This is a genomic window from Psychrobacter sp. AOP31-B2-9, from assembly GCF_052378005.1.
Taxonomy (GTDB): domain Bacteria; phylum Pseudomonadota; class Gammaproteobacteria; order Pseudomonadales; family Moraxellaceae; genus Psychrobacter.
In genome coordinates this window covers 1-611 of record NZ_JBQSXG010000329.1, presented here as the reverse complement: position 1 = coordinate 611, position 611 = coordinate 1, and the positions used below count along the sequence as shown (strand labels likewise).

The window sequence follows — 611 nt, the reverse complement described above, 5'->3', positions numbered from 1 at the left end:
CACTACCGACTCCAATCACAACAAGCTGATCTATCCAAACGTACTGGATCAGAAGTTTGATGCCAGTCGCCCTAACCAAACGTGGGTCAGTGACATCACCTATATTTGGACGCTTGAGGGTTGGCTGTATTTAGCAGGCGTTAAAGACTTATACACTAAAGAGCTTGTCGGTTACGCCATCAACAAACGCATGACAGCAGATCTAGTATGCAAAGCATTGAACATGGCCATCAAGAACAAACGACCCAGTAAAGGGCTAGTCGTTCACTCTGATAGAGGCAGTCAGTACTGTAGTCATGCCTACCATAAGATCATCAAGCAGCATCAGCTTGCAGGCTCAATGAGCGCTAAAGGTAACTGCTTTGATAACGCACCTATAGAGAGCTTCTGGGGCGTATTAAAGAATGAGTTAATATATCATCAGGACTATAAGACCAGATTTGCCGCCATTACCGATATCATTAGATATATCGAGTTGTACTACAACCAAACGAGAATTCAAAAGGGTTTAGGCTATAAATCGCCAAGACAGGTGTGGTTTGACTATTATCGTCATGCTGCGTAATCAAAATCTCCCAAGTTTAGTTATACGGATTTGACAGCAGGGGTCA

General features: G+C 43.4%; 1 protein-coding gene. It reads left to right on the top strand.

The window, feature by feature from the left end; all coding sequences use genetic code 11:
• Window positions 1–565: IS3 family transposase (locus ACT3SX_RS15485; RefSeq protein ID WP_444761866.1), on the top strand; the 565-nt coding region annotated here is incomplete at its 5' end.
• Between the last annotated feature and the right edge of the window lie 46 nt (window positions 566–611).